General features: G+C 71.1%; 23 protein-coding genes. 12 read left to right on the forward strand and 11 right to left on the reverse strand.

The window, feature by feature from the left end:
• Positions 1-128: 128 nt before the first annotated feature.
• A complete protein-coding gene (locus ACWFRU_RS36745) occupies positions 129-1,022 on the forward strand; it encodes an MmyB family transcriptional regulator (protein ID WP_453692441.1) in 894 nt (297 codons plus the stop codon).
• A 212-nt stretch (positions 1,023-1,234) separates the two neighbouring features.
• On the opposite strand, the gene ACWFRU_RS36750 is transcribed toward ACWFRU_RS36745, so the two are convergent.
• Entirely contained in the window at positions 1,235-2,212 is a 978-nt protein-coding gene (locus ACWFRU_RS36750; protein WP_453692442.1) for an MBL fold metallo-hydrolase, read from the reverse strand.
• Between the two features lie 103 nt (positions 2,213-2,315).
• Here ACWFRU_RS36750 and ACWFRU_RS36755 point away from each other — a divergent pair, with 103 nt between their 5' ends.
• Positions 2,316-5,555, forward strand: a complete 3,240-nt coding sequence (locus ACWFRU_RS36755; RefSeq protein ID WP_453692443.1) for an ATP-binding protein — start codon at positions 2,316-2,318, stop codon at positions 5,553-5,555.
• Here the strand turns inward: ACWFRU_RS36755 and ACWFRU_RS36760 are convergent.
• The 5 genes from ACWFRU_RS36760 to ACWFRU_RS36780 all read right to left on the reverse strand — a co-directional run bounded on the left by ACWFRU_RS36760 (position 5,476) and on the right by ACWFRU_RS36780 (position 10,381).
• Positions 5,476-6,267 carry an ABC transporter permease gene (locus ACWFRU_RS36760; RefSeq protein WP_453692444.1) on the reverse strand — a complete coding sequence of 264 codons (792 nt, stop codon included), beginning with the start codon at positions 6,265-6,267 and terminating at the stop codon, positions 5,476-5,478. The genes ACWFRU_RS36755 and ACWFRU_RS36760 overlap by 80 nt on opposite strands.
• Entirely contained in the window at positions 6,264-7,241 is a 978-nt protein-coding gene (locus tag ACWFRU_RS36765; RefSeq protein ID WP_453692445.1) for an ATP-binding cassette domain-containing protein, read from the reverse strand. The genes ACWFRU_RS36760 and ACWFRU_RS36765 overlap by 4 nt, the downstream gene beginning before the upstream one ends.
• Before the next feature lie 54 nt (positions 7,242-7,295).
• Complete coding sequence (locus tag ACWFRU_RS36770) at positions 7,296-8,999, reverse strand: immunity 49 family protein (protein WP_453692446.1); 1,704 nt, start codon at positions 8,997-8,999, stop codon at positions 7,296-7,298.
• Between the two features lie 120 nt (positions 9,000-9,119).
• Positions 9,120-9,398, reverse strand: coding sequence for a hypothetical protein (locus ACWFRU_RS36775; RefSeq protein ID WP_453692447.1), 279 nt, complete (start codon positions 9,396-9,398; stop codon positions 9,120-9,122).
• A 77-nt stretch (positions 9,399-9,475) separates the two neighbouring features.
• On the reverse strand, positions 9,476-10,381 hold the full coding sequence (locus tag ACWFRU_RS36780; RefSeq protein WP_453692474.1) for a LysR family transcriptional regulator: 906 nt from the start codon (positions 10,379-10,381) through the stop codon (positions 9,476-9,478).
• Positions 10,382-10,472: 91 nt separating this feature from the next.
• Between ACWFRU_RS36780 and ACWFRU_RS36785 the strand changes: the two genes are divergently transcribed.
• Complete coding sequence (locus tag ACWFRU_RS36785; RefSeq protein WP_453692448.1) at positions 10,473-11,801, forward strand: aspartate aminotransferase family protein; 1,329 nt, start codon at positions 10,473-10,475, stop codon at positions 11,799-11,801.
• Between the two features lie 43 nt (positions 11,802-11,844).
• Here ACWFRU_RS36785 and ACWFRU_RS36790 read toward each other — a convergent pair whose 3' ends face one another.
• From ACWFRU_RS36790 to def, 3 genes are all read right to left on the reverse strand, one after another.
• Entirely contained in the window at positions 11,845-12,327 is a 483-nt protein-coding gene (locus ACWFRU_RS36790) for a GNAT family N-acetyltransferase (protein ID WP_453692449.1), read from the reverse strand.
• 145 nt (positions 12,328-12,472) lie between these two features.
• Positions 12,473-13,132 carry an SMI1/KNR4 family protein gene (locus ACWFRU_RS36795; protein ID WP_453692450.1) on the reverse strand — a complete coding sequence of 220 codons (660 nt, stop codon included), beginning with the start codon at positions 13,130-13,132 and terminating at the stop codon, positions 12,473-12,475.
• Positions 13,133-13,220: 88 nt separating this feature from the next.
• On the reverse strand, positions 13,221-13,916 hold the full coding sequence (def, locus tag ACWFRU_RS36800) for a peptide deformylase (protein ID WP_453692451.1): 696 nt from the start codon (positions 13,914-13,916) through the stop codon (positions 13,221-13,223).
• A gap of 86 nt (positions 13,917-14,002) precedes the next feature.
• Between def and ACWFRU_RS36805 the strand changes: the two genes are divergently transcribed.
• Genes ACWFRU_RS36805 through ACWFRU_RS36815 form a run of 3 tightly spaced genes read left to right on the forward strand, consistent with a single transcriptional unit; the run spans position 14,003 to position 15,235 of the window.
• Positions 14,003-14,602, forward strand: a complete 600-nt coding sequence (locus ACWFRU_RS36805; protein ID WP_453692452.1) for an ArsR family transcriptional regulator — start codon at positions 14,003-14,005, stop codon at positions 14,600-14,602.
• 16 nt (positions 14,603-14,618) lie between these two features.
• Positions 14,619-14,858, forward strand: a complete 240-nt coding sequence (locus ACWFRU_RS36810; RefSeq protein ID WP_363212908.1) for a hypothetical protein — start codon at positions 14,619-14,621, stop codon at positions 14,856-14,858.
• Positions 14,858-15,235, forward strand: a complete 378-nt coding sequence (locus tag ACWFRU_RS36815) for a toxin Doc (RefSeq protein ID WP_365828467.1) — start codon at positions 14,858-14,860, stop codon at positions 15,233-15,235. The genes ACWFRU_RS36810 and ACWFRU_RS36815 overlap by 1 nt, the downstream gene beginning before the upstream one ends.
• On the opposite strand, the gene ACWFRU_RS36820 is transcribed toward ACWFRU_RS36815, so the two are convergent.
• Positions 15,236-15,805 (reverse strand): MepB family protein, encoded by a 570-nt coding sequence (locus tag ACWFRU_RS36820; RefSeq protein ID WP_453692453.1) that lies wholly within the window; start codon positions 15,803-15,805, stop codon positions 15,236-15,238. It lies immediately after the preceding gene.
• An 85-nt stretch (positions 15,806-15,890) separates the two neighbouring features.
• Positions 15,891-16,553, reverse strand: coding sequence for an HAD family hydrolase (locus tag ACWFRU_RS36825; protein ID WP_453692475.1), 663 nt, complete (start codon positions 16,551-16,553; stop codon positions 15,891-15,893).
• A 357-nt stretch (positions 16,554-16,910) separates the two neighbouring features.
• Between ACWFRU_RS36825 and ACWFRU_RS36830 the strand changes: the two genes are divergently transcribed.
• From ACWFRU_RS36830 to ACWFRU_RS36855, 6 genes are all read left to right on the forward strand, one after another.
• Positions 16,911-17,333, forward strand: a complete 423-nt coding sequence (locus ACWFRU_RS36830) for a DUF2243 domain-containing protein (RefSeq protein WP_453692454.1) — start codon at positions 16,911-16,913, stop codon at positions 17,331-17,333.
• Positions 17,330-18,121, forward strand: a complete 792-nt coding sequence (locus ACWFRU_RS36835) for a cytochrome c oxidase assembly protein (RefSeq protein WP_453692455.1) — start codon at positions 17,330-17,332, stop codon at positions 18,119-18,121. Before ACWFRU_RS36830 ends, ACWFRU_RS36835 begins: the two co-directional genes overlap by 4 nt.
• A 72-nt stretch (positions 18,122-18,193) precedes the next feature.
• A complete protein-coding gene (locus tag ACWFRU_RS36840) occupies positions 18,194-18,844 on the forward strand; it encodes a dienelactone hydrolase family protein (RefSeq protein WP_453692456.1) in 651 nt (216 codons plus the stop codon).
• A 256-nt stretch (positions 18,845-19,100) separates the two neighbouring features.
• Complete coding sequence (ltnD, locus tag ACWFRU_RS36845; protein ID WP_453692457.1) at positions 19,101-20,018, forward strand: L-threonate dehydrogenase; 918 nt, start codon at positions 19,101-19,103, stop codon at positions 20,016-20,018.
• Position 20,019: 1 nt separating this feature from the next.
• A complete protein-coding gene (gene otnK, locus ACWFRU_RS36850; RefSeq protein WP_453692458.1) occupies positions 20,020-21,348 on the forward strand; it encodes a 3-oxo-tetronate kinase in 1,329 nt (442 codons plus the stop codon).
• Positions 21,345-22,097, forward strand: a complete 753-nt coding sequence (locus tag ACWFRU_RS36855) for a class II aldolase/adducin family protein (protein WP_453692459.1) — start codon at positions 21,345-21,347, stop codon at positions 22,095-22,097. Before otnK ends, ACWFRU_RS36855 begins: the two co-directional genes overlap by 4 nt.
• Positions 22,098-22,109: the final 12 nt, after the last annotated feature.

The following is a 22,109-nucleotide window of genomic DNA, read 5'->3' on the forward strand; positions in this document are numbered from 1 at the left end:
AGCCATTGTCGCGACCGCCCCTCGTGCACCACCAGGACCAGTTTTTTCCTGTCATTGAATTTCAGGAAGGTTCCTTTCCGGTATATGGGGCGGGCCCGGCCGGTCGTCGGCACGGGAGGGGGTGAGCGGTGGACAACAAGGCGGCTCTGCGGCAACTGCTGCAGTGGAAGCGGAAACAGGTTGATCCCTCAACCCTCGGCTGGCCCCCGCGCACCGGCCGCGGCCGCCGCTCCACCGGCCTCTCGCAGGCCCAGGTCGGGCAGCTCCTGTATGTGTCGGAGCGGACCTACGCCCAGCTGGAGCGCGGCGAAATGGCCTCCCCCACGCCCGAGTTCCTCGACCGGGTGTCCAAGGTGCTCCAGCTGCACGAGCGGGAGCGCATCGCGCTCTACGTCTACGCCGTGGGTCACGAGCCGCCCCGTCCGCAGGATCCGCTGGCCGGCACGAACGTGCCGCCCGGCTGGAAAGTGGCGGTGGAGGGGATCAAAGGACAGCCCTGCTACGTCAACGACGTCGCCTGGAACGTCCTCGCCTGCAACGACGACTTCCTTCGCATGTTCCCCCGCCGCGCGGGAGACACCTCACCGCCGGCACTCCCGGAACAGAACCTCATGCGCTACATGCTGCTGCGGGAGGACACCAGGGAGCACCACATGGTCAATTGGCGCACCCAGTGGGCGATACCGCTGACCGCCCAGTTGCGCACGGCGGTGGCCACCCACCCGGAGAACACCGATCTGCAGGACCTGGACCAGGAGGTCGACGCGGATCCGGTGGTGGGCCCCATCTACCGGACACGGCATGTCGCCTACGTGCACCCCAACGGCGACACCCGCAAGATGCGCTACAACGCGTACGGGGGCTCGGGCGAGGAAGCGTACTTGGACCGGTGCTGTGAGCAGCACGCTCCCTCGCGGGTGGGCGATGTGACCATGTGTACGGCGATGCCGCTCGGCTCGCCCGGCGCACGGTTCACGATGCTGGTCTTCAAGCCCGACCCGGTCGTCTGTTCCGCTGGGTGAAACGGCGGCCCCGGTTCATTCCGGCCGTCGGAACCGGGGCCGATGTGGCGGGCTTGCGCGGTGCGCCTGCCGCGTCCGCCGCGCTTTGATGGTCATGCCTCGTGCGCCGAACCCAGAGCGGGTGTGTGTGTGTTCGGGGAGCCGGAACGGTCGCCCCCGGCCGTGCCACGCATGGTCGGGTGCCGCCCGGCGGCGGGGGCGGCCGCACACCGTCAGGCGACCGGCAGTTGTCGGGATGCGGTGTGCCGGTCGAAGGCCCATTGGGCGGCGCTGTGCGCGAGTTCGATGACCGAGGGGTCAGGCCCCGTGCCCCGAAGGTGCCCGTACTCGAGCGCTATGACGATCATCAAGCGCTCCGGCAGGCCGAGTTGGGGGTAGAGGCCACGGGCGAAGATGTCGTCCATGGCCTCGAGGGCGGTGAGACCGCTCTCGAAGCGCAGGCGGATCTCGCTCTGCATGGTGCGCAGGTAGTCGATGTGCTCGCTCAGGTCATCGGGCCCCTTGAGCCCACCGTGCCCGGGAACGATGACCCGCGGCGAGAGGCCCAGGATGGTCTCGTTGGCCTCGATGATGCTCTGCAGCGGGCCTGACCAGTGCGGAGGGTGGTCCTCGGGGAAGAAGACGTCGCCCGCGCAGACCACGTCGCCCACCCGGGCGATCAGGTCGCCCGCGTGGTGCGCGGGGCCGACCTCGATGAGCTCGACCTCCGTCTCCCCCACCGTGAAGACGTGCTTGCCGCTGAAGGTGGTGGTGGGCGGGGTCACCCGGGCCGAGAGGAAGTCGAAGACACCGAAGTGACGGCGCAGGTACCAGCCGAGCGCTCCTTCGGCGGGTGTCTCGTTCAGCAGGTGGTGCATCTCCTGCGGAGTGGGCTCATGCGCCAGGTGCTCGTGGCCGGAGCGGGTGGTGATGATGTCCGCGCCGGGGAACAGGTGGTTTCCCCAGCTGTGGTCGCCGTTGGCGTGCGTGTTGACCACGGTGCTCACCCGTCGCGTGCCGAGGATCGGGCGGGCCGCCCGGATCATCGCGTCGGTCAGCGGCTGGTCGTAAGGGGTGTCGATGATCGCGGCTTCGTCGCCGGAAACGATCCAGAGGCAGTTGGCGAATCCCCAACTGCCGCCACCGGCGGGCATCCACGCGTACAGCCCGGCGGCGTTCGGGATCGGGGTGAGCTGGCTGGGGAGGTCCATCGGCGCATTCTCGCCGAAGATGCCCCCCGGCGTTGTGTGGCGTAGGGCACACAACACCACGACGGCCGAAAGGAGCTGACGGAGCCTTGGCTAATCTGCTCGGGTGACCATCGAACTGACCCTGCTGCCGCGTGTCGCGCATCGCGGGCAGGAGGTCACCGCACCCCGGCTCCGCGGCCTGCTCGCGCTGCTCGCGGGTGACCTGCGCGCGGGATGCGGCATCGAACGGCTCATTGCGGGGCTGTGGCCCGACGCGTTGCCGGAGCGGCCCGGAAAGGCACTGCAGGTCCTTGTGTCCAGGGCGCGGGCACAGCTGGGCGCCGACGTCATCGCGAGCACGCCCACGGGATACCGGCTCACCCTCGCCGAGGACCAGGTCGACAGCTCGGCCCTGCTGCTGCACGCCGCCGCGAGCGCGCAGCGGGCCAGCGCCGGGGATCACGCGGGTGGGCTGGCGGCGGCCGAAGCCGGGCTCGCCCTGTGGGACGGCGCCCCCGGCGGATCGGCCGCCATCGACGGCCCCGTTGCCGCGTTGCGCGCCGAACGTGCCCCCGTCCACGCCGCTCTCGTACGCGCGCGAGCACTCGCGCTGGCCCGCCTCGGACGGCACGCGGAGGCGGCCGGTCCGCTGGCCGTGGCCGCCGCGGAGCATCCGCGCGACGAGGAGGTGCTCGCCGAGTCGCTGCGCGCCGAGGCCGCGACAGCGGGCCCGGCCGCCGCCCTCACCCGCTACGAGGCGTACCGCCGTGACCTGCGCGAGGCACTCGGCACCGATCCCGGCCCCGGGCTCAGGGCCGTGCAGCGGGAGTTGCTGCGCGCCGGGGCCCCGGTGGTGCGCCACGGTGTGCCGCACGAGCCGAACCCGCTCCTCGGCCGTGCCGGGGACATCGCCGCGGTGGAACGGCTGTTGGGCGCCTCCCGTGCCGTCACCGTCGTCGGGCCCGGCGGCCTCGGCAAGACCCGGCTCGCCCACGCCGTCAGCCGCCGGGCCGCACAGCGGGTGGTGTACTTCGTGCCGCTCGCCGCCGTCACCGCGGACGCGGACGTGGCGACCGAGGTGGCCTCCTCGCTGGGCGCGGGCGAGAGCCGGCACGGCGTGGTGAGCGGCCACACCGCGGGCGACCCGGTGGCCGGCATCCTGGGCGTGCTCGGCTCCGGTCCCGCCCTGCTGGTGCTCGACAACTGCGAACAGGTCATCCGGGGCGCCGCCGCCCTCGTGCAGACGCTGATCGCCTCCTCGAAGGAGCTTCGGGTACTCGCCACTAGCCGGGCCCCGCTGGACCTCACGTCCGAGACGCTGTACGCGCTGCCGGAACTCGATCTCTCCACCTCGGTCGAACTGTTCACCCAGCGCGCCCGGGCCGCCAGGCCAGGCGTGGAGCTGCCGCCGGACGCGGTGGCCGGGCTCTGCCGCCACCTCGACGGGCTGCCGCTGGCCGTGGAGCTGGCGGCGGCGCGGGTGCGGGTGCTATCGGTGCCGGAGATCGCCCGCAGGCTCGGCGACCGGTTCGCGCTGCTGCGCGGCGGCGCGCGGGACACCCCGGAGCGCCACCGCACGCTGCACGCGGTCGTGGAGTGGAGCTGGAACCTGCTCACACCGGACGCGAGGGCGGCCCTGCGCACGCTGTCGGTATTCCCCGGCGGCTTTTGCGGGGCGGCGGCGGAGCACGTGCTCGGCGAGGACGCGCTGTTGCTCCTGGATCAGCTGGCCGCGCAGTCGCTGCTCACCGTCGTCGACACCCCGGCCGGTGTGCGCTTCCGGATGCTGGAGGCCGTACGCGAGTTCAGCGCGGCCCGGCGTACGCAGGCCGGCGAGGACGACGAGGCCGTCGGCCGCTTCCTTGCCTGGGCACGGGACTTCGGGGTCGAGGCCCACGACATGCTCTTCGGTCCCGAACCTTCCCCTGGCTCCCGGCCTCACCGGTCCCGGGGCGGCCCCATCGATGCCCGGGAGCGGATCAGGGCCGAGCAGGACAACCTCGTGCCGGCCCTGCGGCACGCCCTGGCCCGCGCCGACGGCCCCACGACCGCCGGCCTGACCGCCGTACTCGCCGCCCTGTGGTCCACCGACTCCAACTACCCTCGCCTGGCCACCCTCGCCGCCGACACCGGCCCACCGCTCTCGCACCACCGCCCCGGGCCCCAGTACGTCGAAGTCGCGCGCACAGCGGCGGTGTTGTGTGCGGGCGGTCTGTTCATGAACCACGGACCGCACGGCATACGCCAGCTCGTCACCCTGCGCCGCCTTCCCCCGGCCCCGCCGGACACCCTGCCGCGCGCCACCGCGGCGGTCCTGAGGGCCCTTCCCGAGATGCGCCCGCCGGACTACGCCGTGCTGCGCACACTCTGCGCCGACGAGCAGCCCCTGGTCGTCGCCATCGCCGAGTGTGTGGCCACCTACGTCTGGGAGTACGAGCACGACATCGACCGCGCGCTCGCCTCCGCCCACCGGATGATCAGTGCGCTGGCCCGGGTCGACCAGCCGCCCCTGCAGCTCATGGGCCATTCCCGGCTGAGTGAACTGTGCTTGCGGACGGGCCACGGCGAGACCGCCCACAAGCATCTGACGGCGGCTCTGCGGGCGCTGCCGCGGCTCGGTGACGAGCGCGACTACATCGGCATCCGCTCGGCCCTGGCCCTGGCCTGCCTGCAGCGCGGCGACCCCGACGAGGCCGAGCACTGGCTCCGGCAGACCGAGGATGACACCACATCGCGCGACGACGACTTCTACAGCCCCGCCCTCGGCGCCCGCGCCGAGATCGCCCTCGCCCGCGGCCGCACCGAGGACGGGTTGGGCCTGTGGCGCGCCGCCGTGGAGCGGATGCGGGAAGCGCGTTCTCTCTACGGCGGCGACCCGTGGCTCGACCCGTGGGCGCTGCAGATCCAGTCCGCCGCAGTGACGGCACACGCGCACGCCGGGCGACTCGATCTGGTCGCGGAAACCCTCGACCGGCTGTGGCAGCGGCTGCGGACGCTGCTCGACGGCCCGCCCCGCTCGCCCTTGGAACTGCCCGTGTTCGGGACCGTGCTGCACGCGCTCGGGATGGCCTCGCTCGCCTCCGGTGACACCCTCGACATGGCCGCCGCCGTACGGATGATCACGCTGGCGGAACGGCTGCGGGTGCTGCGCGAGTTCCAGCCGACGATGTCGGCCGCCCGCGCCCGCCGGGCGGCCGAAACCGCCGACCGGGCGGCGTACGACGACGCGGTGTCGCAATACGCCGCCCTGAGGCGGGACCAGCTGTGGGAGGCGGTCCGTGCGCTTACTTCGGGTCGCGGTGGAACAACGCCGTCGACCAGCGGTAGCCGAGTGCGGCAAGGCCCAGGCACCAGGCGATCGTGATCCATCCGCTGTCGCCGATCTCACTGCCGAGGAGCAGGCCGCGCAGGGTCTCGATGGCCGGGGTGAACGGCTGGTGTTCGGCGAACGGCTGGAACCAGCCCGGCATCGAGGCGACCGGCACGAAGGCGCTGGAGATGAGCGGCAGGATCATCAGCGGCAGCGCGTTGTTGCTGGCCGCCTCGGCGTTCGGGCTCGCCATCCCCACCCCGACCGCGATCCAGGTGAACGCCAGCGCGACGAGAGCGAGCAGTCCGAGCGCCGCGATCCACTCCAGGACCGTGGCGTCGACGGCCCTGAAACCGATGGCCACGGCGACGGCACCCACGAGCAGCACGCTGAGGACGGCCTGCAACACGCTGCCGACGACGTGTCCCACGAGCACCGAGCCGCGGTGGATGGCCAGCGTGCGGAAGCGGGCGATGATGCCCTCGGTCATGTCCATCGAGACGGACACCGCCGTTCCGGCGGGCGTGGCTCCGATGGTCATCAGCAGGATGCCCGGGACGAGATAGGCGACGTAGTCCGCGCGGTCGGCGCCGCTGCCGCCGATGCCCGCGCTCATCGTCTCGCCGAAGACGTAGACGAAGAGCAGCAGCAGGACGATCGGGGTCAGCAGGATGTTCAGGGTGAGTGAGGGGTAGCGCCTGGCGTGCAGGAGGTTGCGGCGCAGCATTGTGGTCGAGTCGCGTACGACCAGGGGGAGAGTGCTCATCGGACGGACTCCATGGCCTGGTCGGGGGCGTCGGCACGGTCGGCGGTCAGGGCGAAGAACACGTCGTCCAGGTCCGGGGTGTGCACGGTCAGTTGGTCCGCCTCCACGCCGGCCGATTCCAGCCGGTCGAGGAGGGCGCGCAGCTCGCGCTGGCTGCCGTCGGCGGGCAGTCGCAGCGTGAGGGCCGGGTCGTCGCGGGTCACGCCGCGCAGGGCGTGGGCGGCGAACCGGTAGGCGGTCGGGTCGGTGAACCGCAGCCGCACATGGCCGCCCGGGATGAGCCGCTTGAGCTCGTCGGAGGTGCCCTCGGCGGCGATCCTCCCGCCGCTCAACACCGCTATGCGGTCGGCCAGTTCATCGGCCTCCTCCAGATACTGGGTCGTGAGGAAGACCGTCACGCCGCCCGCGACCAGCTCACGGATGATGGCCCACATGTTGTGACGGGAGCGCGGGTCGAGCCCGGTGGTGGGCTCGTCGAGGAAGATGATCCTGGGCCCGCCCACCAGGGTCATGGCGATGTCCAGGCGCCGCCTCATGCCGCCGGAGTAGGTGGAGGCGGGCTTCTTCGCCGCCTTGGTGAGATCGAGGCGCTCCAGGAGTTCGGCGGCGATCCGGCGTCCCTCGGCTTTGGAGAGGTGGTGCAGGTCGGCCATGAGGAGCATGTTCTCCTCGCCGGTGATCAGGCCGTCCACCGCGGAGAACTGCCCGGTGACACCGATCGTGGCACGCACCGCCTGCGGGTCGGAGGCCAGATCGTGGCCGCCGACCCACAGATCACCGGCGTCGGCGGCGATGAGCGTGGAGAGGATCTTCACGGCGGTGGTCTTGCCCGCGCCGTTCGGCCCGAGCAGGGAGAAGACGGTGCCGGCCGCCACCGCCAGATCGATGCCGTCCAGGATGGTCTTGTCCCCGTAGGCCTTGCGCATCCCCGTGGCCGCGATGGCGGGTGGGGACGATGTCGTCGTTGTCGTCATGCCGCAGAGGTTGCGGCACGGCGCCCTCAGCCCGGTTTCAGAAGGGTTTCAAGATCAGGCCGGGGGTATCTCCTCGATCCGCTCGCGGTTGAGCAGGTACGTGGGCAGGTAGGGCTGCGGCATGTCAACGGGGAAGCCGTAGTCGTACGCGAGGCTCGCCATCGCGAGGACCCCCAGCGCCACCCGGGCGCGCGGCGCCGTCGAGTCGCCCCAGTAGGTGCGGTGGTGATCGACGGCTTCGGCCAGGGCCTTCGTGAAAGCGTCGTGGTCGCGGGCGATCAGTCGGTGGAAGAGAGCCACGGGCTGGTAGTCGATGAGGTCCGCGAAGTCCTTGGGCGTGTGCGTCAAGGACTCCGGGTACGAGTTCTCCATCGTGGTGAGCAGCTTGGCCACGACGTCGTCCATGGGGCGCTCGGACCAGTAGGTCTGCAGGGTGTCGATCCAGTGCAGGACATACGCGTCGACGGAGTCGTCCTGCCGCAGCACCTCAAGGGGCACCTGGCACAGCCGGTCGGCCCGGTCGTTCTGACGGCAGGCGACCGCCACGTAGAAGGCATCGAGCCAGGCGCGGGCCTGGGCGGGCGGCGCGGCCGGGGTCGCGGGCAGCTGCGGCACCATGTCCTCGCCCAGCCAGCACTTCTGGGCCGACGCACCGGCGAACAGCGCCGTGCCGAGCTGTACGGAGACGGCCCAGGCGTCCCAAGTGCCGACGTACGACGCCTTGGGGTCGGCGGCGCAGTGGGCGTGGGCAAGCGTGAGAGCCGAGGCGAAGGCGTCGCCCAGCCCGGCCGGGTCCTCGGCGAGACCGGTGATGGCGTCGGCCGTGGCATGGGTGAGGGCAGCCACGTCGGGTGCCTTGGCCGCGGTGGCGGTGTCGAGCCGGCCGGCAGCGTCGAGGCGCACCAGGCCCTTCAGACGCCCGAGCAGCTCCGGCGGCGGCTGCAGGGAGAAGGAGAGGGTGTCGTGGTCGATGACCGTGATGGACGTCAGGCGGCCCTCATGCCACCAGTAGACCCGGGGAGACAGGGAGCCCGGTCCGTCCTCGTACGCGCCGAGGCCGTACGCGGCAAGGGCGTTGATGGCGTCGGCCACCGAACCGTCGGCGATCGGGTGGTAGGCCAGCAGATGCCGGGTGGGCACGACGAAGAGGGCTCCGGCGTCCGGGAGCGACTCACCGGTGACCTGCCGGACCGTTTCCGACAGATACAGCGCCTTGCTCGCGACGAACGGGGAATCGCCGTACAGGGAGTGCAGCACCGCTCCTCCCTCGACGGGCACTTCGTCGTGCTCGACGGGTACGCGCATCAAGTTCGCGTACGCCGCCTGCCCCAACTCCTCGATCCCCGCGCGCTCCACGTCGGGATCGGTGAGCATGCGCACGCTGGCGGGCATGTCGAGTGCGTAGGCGAAAACGAGTCCCTCGGCCACCACCCGCGCGTAACTCATGGCACCGGCGATCTCCTGCGTGAGCGCGTTCGTGGGTATCAGCCGCGCGTGCACACCGCGAAGGAGTTCGGCGGCGCTCTCGTCGCCCTTGCCTGCCTCCGCCAGGCCGGCGAAGTGGCCCGCGACCATTTCGGGCCAGTGCTCTTGCGGCGCCTTTCGGCACCTCTGCGCCAGGTTGCGCAGGGAGTGGGTGTGGCCCTCCTGCGCATACGGGGCGGCGAGTGCCCGCAGGCGGTCGGCCTGGTCGGTGGTCAGCATCGGCAGCTCGTGGTCGGGAGCGTCCGACCTGCCAAAGGTGTTGTTTTCGTTCACCGTTGCGACTCTACGATCTGTGTGGGGGCGGATCTGGGCCGGGCTGATCTGAGTGGGGGCGGATCTGACGCCGGTTCGGGAGGGCGGGGTTGGTCAGCGGCCCCTGCCACGGGCCCGTGGTCAGGGAGTGTCGCCGGACCAGTCCCACCGACGGCGGCGGTCACCGGGCCGTGGGTCGTACATCGCTCGCCCGCCCGCACCGAAGTGCCCGAGCTCCGTGGGCAGGGCGACACCGGTCTCCTTCTCGCCCTTGGTCCAGCCGGTCATGTCGAGCAACAGGCCGTCCAGGGGGCCACCGACCAGCTCGCCGTAGTCCCGCCCGGGCTGTGGGCCCTGACGGGGGTCGTCGTGGTCCTGGCCGTAGACCCGGCCGCGCAGCAACTCCTCATCCCTGTCCATGCCTCCCACCTTCGCAGCCGCCACTGACAATCCGGCTTCCGCACGTCTGGGCAAGGGTCTGGGCGCGGCCCAGGGCCTCACTCCCCTCCCGGCAGCGGCAGATCCGGGTGGTGACGCAAGGCTTCGAGGACCGCGCGCACCGCCGCGCGAGGCGGCGAGCCGTGGCGGATCGCCGCGGTGATGGTGCGGGTCATGGGAGTGGCGAGTTCCCGGGTGACCACGTCGTAGCGGCCGTCGACCGCCAGGCCGGGCAGCAGCGCGATCGAGAGTCCGGCCTCGACGTGTTGCAGGGTCATCATGTAGTTGCTGAAGCGGCACACCACGCGCGGCTCGAAGCCGGACTGACGGCACAGGCGCAGCGCGAGGTTGGCCATGTACGACTGCGGGACGTCGAACGCCCACGCCTCGTCCGCGTACGCCGCGAGGTCCACGGCGCCGCGGCCGGTCGCCGGATGCCCGGGCGGGACCACCAGCAGGACCGGGTCCATGGCCAGCGGCACGATGTCGAGGTCCGGACCGAGCGGCAGCTCGTCGAAGTCCGTGGTCGTGATGATGATGTCCGCGTCGCCGCCGCGCAGTGCGGGCATGCTGGCGTGCGGCTCCAGTTCGAGGAGCTCGACGTCGAGGTGCGGATGCTCGCGCGCGAGACGGCTCACCGCGGGCACGGCCATGGTGTGGATCGCGCTCTGGAACGCCCCGAGCCGCACGAGCCCGGCCGGTTCCTCGCCGAAGCCGCGCAGCTCCGCCTCCACGCTGCTCATGTGGTCGAGAATCGCCCGCGCCCGGCGGGCGAGGATCAGTCCGGCCGGGGTCAGCCGCACCCGGCGCCCCGTCCGTTCGAGCAGCTGGGTGCGTGTCTCGCTCTCCAGCACGGCGAGCTGCTGGGAGACGCTCGACGGGCTCAGGTTGGCGGCCTGGGCGACCGCCCGCACGGTGCCGAGCGTGTCGAGCTGGCTCAGCAGCCGCAGCCTCCAGGGGTTCATCACGTACCCCATTGTTGTGCGGTTTTACCGAACAGGAAAGCCGGAATCGTGAGATGGACGTGTCGCTCGGGTGCCGCCTACCGTCGGCGTCATGACCGCTTCGACCACAGCCCTGCCGTCCACCGACACCTTCTGGGCCGATGCCGAGAGGCATCTCGTGCGCTACGGCGGCGAGTTCACCCACGAGATCATCGAACGTGCCGCCGGAAGCTTCGTGTTCACCGCCGACGGCCGGAAGATCCTCGACTTCACCTCCGGCCAGATGAGCGCGATCCTCGGCCACTCGCACCCCGAGATCGTCGCGACCGTCCAGCGGCAGGTCGCGTCCCTGGACCACCTCTTCAGCGGCATGCTCAGCCGTCCCGTGGTCGACCTCGCCCGGCGCCTCGCGGAGACGCTGCCCGCGCCGCTGGAGAAGGCGCTGCTCCTGACGACCGGCGCCGAGTCCAACGAAGCCGCGATCCGCATGGCCAAGCTCGTCACCGGCAAGCACGAGATCGTCTCGTTCGCGCGCTCCTGGCACGGCATGACGCAGGCCGCCGCGTCCGCGACCTACAGCGCGGGCCGCAAGGGCTACGGTCCCGGCGCGCCCGGCAACTTCGCCATCCCCGTGCCGAACACCTACCGGCCCGACTTCACCACGGACGACGGCTCCCTGGACTGGCGGCGCCAGCTGGACTTCGCCTTCGACCTGATCGACGCCCAGTCGACCGGCAGCCTGGCCGCCTGCCTCGTGGAACCCATCCTCAGCTCCGGCGGCATCATCGAGCCGCCGCCCGGATACTTCGCGGCCCTCCAGTCCAAGTGCCGGGAACGCGGCATGCTGCTGATCCTCGACGAGGCGCAGACCGGTCTGTGCCGCACCGGAACCTGGTACGCGTTCGAGCGCGACGGTGTCGTGCCCGACATCCTCACGCTGTCCAAGACGCTGGGCGCGGGGCTGCCCCTGGCGGCCGTGGTGACCAGCGCCGAGATCGAGCGGGAGGCGCATGAGCGCGGGTTCCTGTTCTTCACCACGCATGTCGCCGACCCGCTGGTGGCCGCGGTCGGCAACACCGTCCTGGACGTCCTGACCCGCGACGGGCTCGACGAGCGCGCACGTACGCTCGGCGCGTTTCTCCACCAGGGCCTGACGGACATCGCCACGCGGCACGCGGTCGTCGGCGACATCCGCGGCCGGGGCCTGCTCGCGGGGCTCGAACTCGTCGTCGACCGCGAGACCAAGCAGCACTCGGACGAACTGGGCGCACGGGTCACCCGACGCTGCCTTGAACTCGGCCTGCACATGAACATCGTCCAACTCGCCAACATGGGCGGGGTGCTGCGCATGGCCCCGCCCCTGACCGCCACCGAGGAGGAACTGTCACTCGGCCTGACCATGCTGGACCAGGCAATCGGCGAGGCCTGCGCTTCTCTCTGAGCACCCATCGTTGACCTGCTTCCGCGGCCCGCCCCAGGGCCGGTCAGAGTTGGCGGTAGTACACCGCCGTCGGCAGCTTGACGCAGCCGAGGCTCTCGTACAGGCCGCGGGCCGGCGCGTGGAACGCGTCGCCGCCTGTGCCGATCTCGACCATCTTCGCGCCGAGACCGCGTAGTTCGCTGAATGCGTGCCGGCACAGTGCGGTGCCGACCTGGTCGCGACGGTGGTCTGCCGCGACGGCGAGGATCTCGATCCTGCCGTGCCCGTGGACCGGGTCTGCCTGCCAGGCGACGTAGCCGACGATGACGCCGTCGGTCTCTGCGACCGCCACGTACTTGTTCTGCTCCGGGTCGTGCAGGCCAGGAACCTGCCGGCGGTAGTCGTCGCGCCAGTTGCCGTGCTGGATGTCGAAGACGACGTTGCCCACCAAGGGGCGCAACGACTCTTCGTAAAACGCCTGGAAGGTTTCGATGGTCAGCTGAATCACGCGTGCCAGGTCGCTCTGAACGAACTCTCGAATGAGCATGAGCGTTGTGCCTCTCGGAACTGAGGGAGGGAAGGGACACCTGTGGCCCGCGCGCGGCATGCCGCGGCGGCGGGCCGACCCTCAGCGGCGAGTACGCCAGGAAGCGAAGCACTGCATGCGAACGACGCTAACGGCGTGCACGGACTCATGCCAGGGGTTTACGCCGGTCATCAACCGCCGCAGGCCGGTGCGGAGCCAGGTTCTCCAGGGCTGCCATGTCCCAGACCACCGTCACGCCGTCCTGTTCTGCGTCGGCGTCCTCCCAGTACGGCAGCCCCTGTTCGTCCGTGACGAGCACGTAGTCCAGGACATCCGTGGCGGTGCCGACGGACAGGGCCTGCGCGCCCCAGCTGAGCAGAGCTTGCAGCGAGGCGTACTGGGGCCAGTCGTCGAACCGTCCACCGTCACCGTGGGCATGCGCACCGATGCGCCCGTGTTGGTCGCCCGGTGCCGTCTCGATGAAGAGGGAACCCCCGGCGCCATCTCCGGCCAGAGGCAACCACGATGAACGCCAATAGCGCAGTTCATCGTGAACACTCCGCTGCTGCGACCCGATCCACTGCACATAGTCCTGCGCGATCTCAGCTGCGCCGGACAGACGGTAGTTGCCGGGCAGCCGGCACTCCCCTGCGCCGTCATGACGGCGCAGGGATGCCACCAGAATCTCGGGAAACACGAGCCCGCACCGGCGTTCCGCCGCGCGTACCGCGTCAGTGCCCACGGCTGGGGGCAATGCGGCGTATGCGGCCGGTGCGTACTCACGCAACCAGTTCTCTATCCGCAGCCACGAGTCCTCGATCGTCATGGCAGACATCGTCGTCCGCGGGACCATCCGGACACCAGACCGTCGTTACCGCTCGGCGCCACGACAACCGGGGAGATGAAGATCGAGCTCAGGTGATCGGGCTTGAGCGGCTCAGGCGGTCGGCCTTGGTGGCGCGTTGGGCGAAGACCGCCTCGCGGCGTTCTGCCATCTGGCGCATGGCGTCCTTGCGGTCCCGGCGGGAGAGCCGGTCGAGGTACGTGTGGCCGGCAAGGTGGTCGGTCTCGTGCTGCAGGCATCGGGCGAAGTAGCCCGTGCCCTCGATGACGAGAGGGTTGCCGTCCTTGTCCTGGCCCCGGACGACGGCGTGATCGGTGCGGGGAACCTCCATCGTGGCGCCGGGCACGGACAGGCAGCCCTCGGAGGCGTCGAGGAGTCGGCGGCTGCCCGGGTCGGGTAGCTCCAGGGCGGGGTTGAGGATGTGGCCGACATGGCGGATCCCGTCGTCGTCCGGGCAGTCGTAGACGAACAGCCGCAGGTCGACGTCCACTTGGTTGGCGGCGAGACCGGCGCCGTCGGCCACGTACATCGTCAGGAACATGTCGTCGATGAGCGCCGACAGCTCCGCTGTCCCGAATTCGGTCACCTCCTGGCACGGGCGGCTCAAGATCTCCTCGCCCACCACCGTGACCCGGCGGACCGAACCTCGCGCCGCCTCCGGCGGCAGCGCGGGAAACGCGTCGACGGGCCGCCCCTGCACACGGACGCGCCGGTCCACCTGCCGCTCCCGCCTCGGGCCGTTGGACCAGCTCTCACGCACGGACATCTCTGCCTCCCCCTCAATTGCCTCCGCCGACAGCAAGCGGGCGTGACCCCTTGCCAAGTGCTTTGCAAAGTAGCAGACTTTGCAAAGTGACCGAAGATGACCTCCCCGCACACCCCGGCCAGCCCCGGGACACCGGCGACGACCTGCGCGAGCACGACGTCCGTACGGCCCTGATGGGCCTGCTCGCCGAAGTCGGCACGGTGACGGCGACCGAGGCCGCCGCACGGCTGGGCTACAGCTCGGGGCTCTGCTCGTTCCACCTCCGGCAGCTCGCACGCCACGGGCACATCGAGGAAGCCCCTCACCACGGAGGGCGCGCACGCCCCTGGCGCCTGCGACAGGACGCCCCCGCCACCGAAAGGCCCGCGGAGGAGGAGTTCGGCGACCTGGCCCGCGGCCTGGAGGACGAGAGCTGGCAGCGCTGGCTCTCCCAGCGCGACCAGGCCCCGGCCGAATGGCGCCGTGACGAGGCATTCAGCGCCATCGCCTACCTGACACCGGAGGAGATGAGCCGGGTCGCCGACACCGTCCGCCGGGCACTCGCCCCCTACCAGGACCGCGAACAACGCCCGCTCGCCCGTCCGGACGGAGCCCGCCCGGTGGCGCTCATCACCCGGCTCTTCCCCCTGCTGCCGCAGTCCGGTTCCGGCACAGATGACGGAGGCACTCCCCCGGCAGGTACCTAGTTGGTACCTTGGACGTATGCCGTCTCTGAACGTGACTTTCACCGATGAGGAGCTCAAGGGTGTCCGCGCGGCCGCGGCGGCCGAGGGCAAGAGCCTCAAGCAGTACCTCCACGACCTCGGAGTGCGTGAGATGGAGCGCCAGAAGTTCGTCGCGGGCGCCTCCGCCTGGGCCGACCGGCTGCGGGCCGAGTTCGACGCGGCCAACCCGGAGGAGATCCCGCCCTCCGCACGTCACGAGGGGTCCGCGGCCGCCTGATGGTTCTGTACGTAGACGTGTCCTGGCTGTTAGACGTCCAGGAGTTCGCGGTCGCCCCCGAGGACATGACGGTCTCGGACTACTCCGCGCTGGTCGCCGCGGTCGCGCGCCACAAGACCAAGCTGCCGACCCTGGAGTCCGCCGACCCGGACGCCGCCTGGCGCGCCGCCGCCCTGCTGCACACCATCGTGCGCCTGGAACCCCTGCCCTACCGCAACAGCCTGTACGCGGCGTTCGTCGCCGCCCAGTACATGGACCAGTCGGGTGAGGGCATCGATCCGCCCTACGGCGCGCTGTCCGACCTCATCCGCAAGATCCGCGACAGCCGGCTCAGTGTCTACGCGGTCGCCGACCAGATCAGGTCCTGGAAGGTCTGATCACCGGGCATGGGCTCGGTAGAGCTCTTGGGCGCGGGCCAGGTCGACGGGGCCGCCCTCGGGCAGATGCAGGCGCAGGAAGAAGTCCGCCTGCCAGGCCTGCGCGCGGCCCGCCTGCCGGTTCGTGGTGACCACCCACGGCGGGTAGACGCGAAAGGCCCGCTTCCCGCCCGCGCCGTCCTCCGACACGACGCCCCGCACACGCAGCGCGTCCTTGGGGAAGACGAACTGACCGAAGTGACCGTGCTCCCGCGTGCTGACGACGAAGAGGTCGACGGGGTCCGCAGCGTCGAAGGGCGCGATCGGCCCGGCCTTCGACCTCTTCCACACGGTGACGAACTGGCCCACCTTCGTGGGGGTCGTCTTGGCGGCGCGGAAGCGGACGGGGCGGCCGTCGAGCGTGAACTCGTGGGCGGCGTATTCGGCACTCTCAACTTCGGGCACCGGCAGCGAGCAGGTGAACCCGCAAGGGTCGTACACCAGTGCCTTGGCCGCGGCGAGGTCTTTGTGCGCGGCAGTGCTGTCGACCCACGGTTCGAAAGCGGATGAGTTCTCGCGGGTCGAATCCATGGCCCCACCCTGTCACGACGGCCGCGTCAACCGACCGGCCGGCCGAGCGCCAGGCCGACGCCGTCGGGCGTGAGCGCGCGCCCCCTCACTGCCCCGCGAACACGCTGCTCTTGAGCGACGCCAGCAGGTGGGCGGTGTCGTCGTACACCTCCGCCGCTCCGGCCTCGGAGAGGTCCTCGCGGGGGATGCCGCCGCTGAGCAGGGCCACGGGTGTGACGCTCGCGCGCCGTGCGGCCTTCATGTCCCAGACCGAGTCGCCGACGAACACGCTGTCCTCCGCCTTCGCACCGGCTAGTTCGAGCGCGTGGGCGACGGGCTCCGCGGCGGGTTTGCCCTCCTCGACGTCGTCGGCGCTCGCCGTCGCGGTGATGACGTCGTCCGCGTCCACGGCGGCACGCAACGCGTCGAGCTCGGCGCCGCCCGCGGAGGTGGCCAGGACGATGGTCCACCCCTGCCCGGCCAGGGAGCGCAGCAGCTTTCCCGCGTCCTCGAAGGCTTCGAGGCGGTCGAAGTACGTGCCGTAAAGAGTCTTGTGCGCGGCACTGAGGGCGTCGTCCTGATCCGTGTCGCGGTCCTCCCCGAGGAGGTGCTCGATCAGGTCGGTGCCGCCCAGGCCGATCGCGTGATGCACGGCGCGCATCGGCACGCGGTGCCCGGCCTGCCGGAACGCCTCCCACCAGGCGGTCACATGCAGGTAGTTGGTGTCGACGAGCGTTCCGTCGACGTCGAACAGGGCGGCACGCGTCACGAGGGGTCCCTTCATGGTCGTACGTGGGGGTTTCACCGTAATAGCCCCACTGGCAGCACGCATGGCCGCCGCCTGCGCGCGTACAGGCGGGTAAGGCTGCGAGCCTGGCCCTGGGTCTGCACCTGGGCCTGATCCTGGCCCTGGCCTGCCCGCGGCCCTGACCATCGGGCGACACAGTGGCGCAAAGGTGGCGGTCTGCCATTCCGCTTCACGGGTACCCGGCGCCTCGCTCCACCACTCATGCCAATCGTTCCCGCCCGATTTTCCGCCCTGGCGCCGAGGAGTCCCGATGACGACGACGTTCCATCCCCATGAGCAGCAACGCGTTCCCTCGCAGCGGCGCAGGGGCGCGGACCGGTGAGGGGGCGCTCCCTGCTCTCCGGGGCGCTGGTGGGCGTCGGGTTCGCCGCGTTCATCGACGAGATGGTGTTCCACCAACTGCTGCACTGGCATCACTTCTACGACAAGGCGTCGAGCGAGGCCGGCCTCGTCTCCGACGGGATCTTCCATGCCTTCGGCTGGCTCGCGATGGTGGCAGGCCTGTTCCTGTACGCGGACCTGTGGCGGCGCGGCGCCCGGCACCTCACCGCCTGGTGGGCGGGCCTGTGCCTGGGACTCGGCGGCTTCCAGCTGTACGACGGCACGTTCCAGCACAAGGCGCTCGAGCTGCACCAGATCCGCTACGGCGTGGACATCGCGCCGTACGACTGGACCTGGAACGTGATCGCCGTGCTGTTCCTGCTCGCCGGCGCGCTGCTGCTGGTCCGGGCCCGCCGATGACAGCCGTGGTGCTGCTCGTGGCCGTGGCCTGCCTTGGCTATGTGGCGGCGGCCCGGCACCTGCGTCGGCGCGGCGACCGCTGGCCGCATCCGCGTGACGCGGCGGTGTGCGCGGGCGGCGCGGTACTCGTGGTCTCGCTGATCGCTCCATGGGAGGGATGGCCGCCGTTCACCGGGCACATGGTCACCCATCTGGGCGTCGGGATGGTCGCGCCCCTGCTGTTCGTGCTCGGCCGCCCGGTGACGCTGGCACTGCGCGCGCTGCCGGTCGGGCCACGGCGGCGACTGCTCTCCTGCGTCCGCTCGCGACCGGCATCCCTGCTCGTGTGGCCGCCTCTGGCCGCGCTCATGCACGTCGCCGGACTGTGGGCGGTGTACCGCACGCCGCTCATGGCCGCCGCGCATCACCGGCCGTGGCTGGACGCCCTCGTCAGCGTGCATCTCCTGGCCTCCGGCGTGCTGTTCTCCTTCGCCGTGCTGGCCCTTGACCCGCTGCGTCACCGTGCCGGATTCGCGCTGCGCGGCGCGGCCCTGCTGGCCGCGTCCGCCGCGCACGGCATCCTGTCCAAGTCGCTCTACGTCACGGGCCCGCCCGGCACCTCTTTCGCCGCGGCCGACCTGCATCGGGCGTCGTACGTCATGTACTACGGCGGGGACCTGGTCGGCATCGCGCTGGCGGTGATCCTGTGCCACCAGTGGTACGCGGCCGAGGGCCGGGCGCTCGTGCGGGCCAGGCGTGCCTCGGCGTCACCTGAGACCGACCCCCGCCTGCGGCCGACTGCCACCTGAAGCCGACTGCCGCGTGAGGGGAACCTCGCGGGGTACCCGGCGTGCACCCCGTTCCCGGAATCCGGAGGTCCCATGCTGTCCCAGATCGTCACCGTGCCCAGCGGCGAGGGGGCACTCATCGGTGAACTGACCGTGCCGGACACGGTGTTCGGTGTAACGGTGCTCGCCCACGGCAGCGGCACCAGCCTGCGCAGCCCCCACAGCCGGGCCGTGGCCGGCACGCTGCACGACTCCGCGGTCGGGACGCTGGTCATCGACCTGCTCAGCCCCGACGAGGCGGCCGCCGACAAGGCAACTGGGCGGCCCCACGGCGACGTTGACCTGCTGACGCATCGGCTGATCGCCTCGGTGGACTGGCTGGCCGCCCACGTCTCCGACCTGCCGGTCGGCCTGTTCTGCGCCAGCACCGGGGCGGCGGCCGCGCTCGGGGCCGCCGCCGCGAGGCCCGGCCTGGTGGACACCGTGGTCTGCCGCGACGGCCGTCCCGACCTGGCCGGGGACGAGGTGATCGGCCATCTGCACGCTCCGGTGCTGCTCATGGTCGGGGGGCGCGACACCGAGGTGGTGCGGCTGAATCGGGAGGCCGCCAACCGGATGCGCGTGCTCAGCCGGCTGCGGGTGATCCCCGATGCCACGCATCTCTGCGAGGAGCCGGGGGCGCTGGACGAGGTCGCCTCCCTGGCGGCCCGATGGTTCGCCGGGATGGGGCAGACGCAGATCTGAGCGTCCGGCCGCCGCACGCGCCGTACGACGGCGGGAGCGGTGGCCGCCGAGCGCTTCCCCCCGCGTCTTCCCTGCGTCTGTCTCACGACTCCCCCGCGTGTGCCTCTCGCCGCACACACCCTGCATGTGACTGGCATCACAGTGCGCCATGCCACATCCTCAGGTCATCATATGACCCGATCGCCGCACGGTTTCAGAGCAGGCCCGCGCCCCCGAACGGCACGACGCGGCCCGGCACAGCGAGACGAGGATGGGCATGAACGACCAGGACAGGCCGGCACGGCCGCGCGCAGGCGTGGTGGGGCTCGGCGCCATGGGGCTCGGCATGGCGCGCAGCCTGCGGGACGCGGGCTTCGACGTAGGTGTCCATGACCTGCGCCCCGAGGTGGCCGCGGCCTTCGCCGCGGACGGCGGCACCGCCTTCGCGTCCGCCGGTGAACTGGCGGCCACCGTCGATGTTCTGGTCGGTGTCGTGGTCAACGCCGAGCAGGTCGAGTCCGTCCTGTTCGGCGACGGCGGCGCGGCCGAGCGGATGCACCCCGGTTCCGTCTACGTCATGTGCTCCACGGCCGACCCCACCTGGTCCGCCGAGCTGGAGCGGCGCCTTGCCGAGCGAGGCGTGCTCTACCTGGACGCGCCCATCTCGGGTGGTGCCGCCCGCGCGGCAACAGGGCAGCTCACCATGATGACTTCGGGCGCCCCCACCGCGTACGCGATCGCCGATCCGGTGCTGGAGGCCATGAGCGGCACGGTCTACCGCCTGGGCGACCGGGCGGGGATCGGCTCCAAGGTGAAGGTCGTCAATCAGCTGCTCGCGGGGGTGCACATCGCCGCCGCGGCCGAGGCCATGGCGCTGGGCATCAAGGCGGGCGTACCCGCGGACGCGCTCTATGAAGTGATCACGCACAGCGCGGGCAACTCATGGATGTTCGAGAACCGCATGGCACATGTGCTCGCCGGCGACTACACGCCGCTGTCCGCGGTCGACATCTTCGTCAAGGACCTGGGGCTGGTGCTCGACGCGGCCCGCCCGGAGAAGTTCCCCCTCCCGCTGGCGGCCACCGCCCATCAGATGTTCTTGCAGGCGTCCGCCTCCGGTCTGGGCGGCGAGGACGACAGCGCGGTGATCAAGATCTTCCCGGGGATCGAGCTGCCCGGGCAGGAGGAGAACTGACATGGGGATCCGACTCGGCTGCATCGCCGACGACTTCACCGGCGCCACGGACCTGGCCAACAACCTGGTGCGCGCGGGCATGCGCGTGGTCCAGCTGATCGACGTACCGCCCGCGGGCGTCGAAGGGCCCCTCGTCACCGACACCAACACCAACACCAATCCCCATCCCAACGCCATCGCCGACGCCGACGCCGTCGTCATCGCGCTCAAGTCCCGTACCGTCCCGGCCTCCGAGGCCGTCGCGGCTTCGTTGAAGGCACTGCGGTGGCTGCGCTCCGCGGGCGCCGAGCAGATCTACTTCAAGTACTGCTCGACCTTCGACTCGACGCGGGCCGGCAACATCGGTCCCGTCACCGAGGCCCTGATGGACGCCCTCGGCACCGACTTCACGGTCGCGACCCCGGCATTCCCCGACAACGGGCGCACCGTGTTCAAGGGCCACCTCTTCGTCGGTGACGTACTCCTGGGCGAGAGCGGCATGCGGCATCACCCGCTGACCCCGATGACGGATTCCAACCTGGTGTCCGTGCTCGGTGCGCAGACCGCCCGCCCGGTCGGCCTCATCGACCACACCGTGGTCGCCGCCGGCGCCGAAGCGATCCGGGAGCGCGTCGCCACGCTGCGCGAGGAGGGAGTGGGCGCCGCGATCGTCGACGCCGTCTCGAACGACGATCTGCTGCGGCTCGGTGCGGCGGTCAAGGACCTGCCGCTGGTGACCGCGGGGTCGGGGCTCGCGATCGGTCTGCCGGTGAACTGGGGGTTCGAGCCGTCCCCCGCCGCCGCCCAACTGCCGCCGCCCGCCGGTCATCAGGCCGTCGTCTCCGGATCGGTGTCCACCGCCACCAACGGTCAGGTCCAGGCATTCCTGGACAGCGGGCGGCCCGCGTTCAGCGTGGATCCCCTGCGGATCGCGGCCGGTGAGGACGTGGCCGGGCAGGCGCTCGCCTTCGCCGCCGAGCGGCTGGCCCAAGGGCCGGTCCTCGTCTACTCCACCGTGATGCCCGACGCGGTCAAGGACGTCCAGGGCCGCATCGGCGTCGCCGAGGCCGGTGAACTCGTCGAGCAGACTCTGGCCCGCGTCGCCCAGGGCCTCGTCGAGCTGGGCGTCCGTCAGCTCGTCGTCGCCGGTGGCGAGACCTCGGGCGCGGTCGTGCAGGCACTGGGCCTGACGGGCCTGCGCATCGGACCGCAGATCGACCCGGGTGTGCCGTGGTGCGCCGCGGCGCTGCCTGACGGCGAACCGCTGCACATCACGCTGAAGTCAGGCAACTTCGGCGGCCCCGACTTCTTCACCGCGTCCTTCGCCCGCCTCGACCGGGAGACGGCATGACCGAGCCGCTGAACGCCGCCACCGGCGATCCGGACGGTGTGGACGCGGCGCGCGCCGAGATCGTCCGGGTGGGCACCAGCCTGTTCACCCGGGGGTACGTCCACGCCAGCGCGGGCAACATCAGCGCGCGGATCGGCGACTCCCGAGATGACCTCCGAGATGACCCCCAAGGTGACTCCCGAGGCGCCTCCCAAGGCGGCTTCCACCTGATCACGCCCACCGACGCCGCCCTGGGCTTCCTGGAGCCCGAGCGCCTCGCGCTGGTCGACGCCGCAGGTGATCAGATCGCGGGCGACCGCGCCAGCAAGACCCTCACCCTGCACCGCCGGATCTGTGCCGCCGACCCCACGGCACGGTTCGTCATCCACACCCACTCCACGCATCTCGTCGCGCTCACCCTGGCCGGCGTGTGGAGTCAGGACGACGTGCTTCCGCCCCTCACGCCGTACTACGTCATGAAGGTCGGGCACGTCCCGCTCATCCCCTACCACCGGCCCGGCGATCCCCGCGTGGCCGACCTGGTGACCGGCCATATCGCTGATCGAGCGGCGGGACGCACGCCGATCAGGGCCGTGCTGCTCGACCGTCTGGGCCCGGTGGTCTGGGGCCCGGACGCCGCATCCGCTCTCGCCGTCCTCGAAGAACTCGAGGAAACGGCGCGCCTCTGGCTCCTGACCGACCGTCGCCCCGAGCCGCTCCCCTCCCCCGCTCTCGACGAACTGAGGTCCGTGTTCGGCGCCTCTTGGTGACCGCGCACCGCG

Source organism: Streptomyces sp. NPDC055099 (genome assembly GCF_053607685.1).